Below are 1,738 nucleotides of genomic sequence, written 5' to 3' on the forward strand. Positions count from 1 at the left end.
CGGCGGCCACCAGCCCTCCAGATACGGGTGATCGGGCTCGGTGACGAGGATCCGACGGAAACCGGCCGTGGCGGCGGGCTCCCGGTGGTCGTGGAAGGACAGTTCGTTGAGGCGTTCGAGGTCGAAGGCGAGCGAGCCGGACTCCCCGTTGACCTCCAGCCGCAGGGCGTTCTTGCGGCCCGACGCCATCCGGGTCGCCTCGAACGTGGCGAGCGCCCCGGAGGCGAGCCGGCCCGTGAAGACGGCCGCGTCGTCGACCGTCACCGGCCCGCGCCGGGTACCGGCGGTGGCGGTCAGGCCGGAGGAGGCGCCGTCGAGGCGGGGGCGTTCCTTGACGAAGGTCTCCATCTGGGCGGAGACGCCGACCAGCAGCTCACCCGTCAGGTACTGGGCGAGGTCGACGATGTGGGCGCCGAGATCGCCCAGCGCCCCCGACCCCGCGTGTTCCCGCTGGAGTCGCCAGGTGAGCGGGAAGCCGGGGTCGACCAGCCAGTCCTGGAGGTAGGTGACCCGGATGTGGCGCAACCTGCCGAGCCTGCCGTCGGCGATGAGGCGTCGGGCGAAGGTGAGGGCGGGCATGCGCCGGTAGTTGAAGCCCACCATGGCCAACTGGCCCCGCGCGTGCGCCGCTTCGGCGGCCGTCACCATGGCCTCCGCCTCGGCGACGGAATTGGCCAGCGGCTTCTCGCACAGCACGTGCTTGCCCGCCTCCAGTGCCGCGATCGCGATCTCCGCGTGGCTGTCGCCCGGTGTGCAGATGTCGACGAGCTGCACGTCGTCGCGGGCGATGAGGGCGCGCCAGTCGGTCTCCGCGGCGGCCCAGCCGTGCTGGTCGGCCGCCGCCCGCACCGCGTGCGCGTCGCGGCCCGCGATCGCGGCCAGGGCCGGCCGCAGCGGCAGGTCGAACACGCGCCCCGCGGTGCGCCACCCCTGGGAGTGCGCGGCGCCCATGAACGCGTAGCCGACCATGCCCACGCCGAGCGTCGGCGGTGCGGTCCGAGTGTCCCTCTGTTCCATACGGATTCCTCCTCGTCGGAGTGTCACTGACTCATCGCTTGTTCGCGGGGACGGCGGCCTGGCCGGTCGTTCACGGGGGACGGCGGCCGGGCGTCGTTCGCGGAGCCCGCGGGCCCGGGCCGGTCAGATGAAGCCGGTGGGCAGGTACTGGTCGACGTTCTCCTTGGTGACCACGGCCGAGTAGAGCGTCAGCGAGGACGGGATCTCGAACTCGGCGAGCCCGCCGACGCCCTTGCCCTGGCCGAGGGCGCGGGCGAGGTCGATGGCGGACGCGGCCATCGTCGGCGGGTACAGGACGGTCGCCTTGAGCACGCTGTCGCCGGCCTTGACGGCGTCCATCGCGGACTTGGCGCCCGCGCCGCCGACCATCAGGAAGTCGTCGCGTCCTGCCTGGTCGATGGCGCGCAGCGCGCCCACGCCCTGGTCGTCGTCGTGGTTCCACAGCGCGTCGAACTGCGACTGGGCCTGGAGGAGTTGGGCCATCTTGGCCTGCCCGGACTCGACCGTGAAGTCGGCCGCCTGGCGGGCCACCTTCTTGATGTTGGGGTAGTTCTTCAGGGCGTCGTCGAAGCCCTTGGTGCGCTGCTGGGTCAGTTCGAGGTTGTCCAGGCCGGCGAGTTCGACGACCTTGGCGTTCTTCTTGTCCTTGAGCTGTTCGCCGATGTAGTGCCCGGCGTTGAGGCCCATGCCGTAGTTGTCGCCGCCGATCCAGCAGCGGTAC

The 1,738-nt window shown here is 71.6% G+C and carries 2 protein-coding genes; both read right to left on the reverse strand.

The annotated features are described in order from the left end of the window. Positions 1-1,017, reverse strand: a 1,017-nt coding sequence (locus DI272_RS43710; protein WP_109501425.1) for a Gfo/Idh/MocA family protein, incomplete at its 3' end; no start/stop codon positions are given. Between the two features lie 123 nt (positions 1,018-1,140). Beyond that, on the reverse strand, positions 1,141-1,738 hold a 598-nt coding region (locus DI272_RS45870), incomplete at its 5' end, for a substrate-binding domain-containing protein (protein WP_258314943.1).

Origin of the sequence: Streptomyces sp. Act143, assembly GCF_003143935.1 — a bacterium.
Taxonomy (GTDB): domain Bacteria; phylum Actinomycetota; class Actinomycetes; order Streptomycetales; family Streptomycetaceae; genus Streptomyces.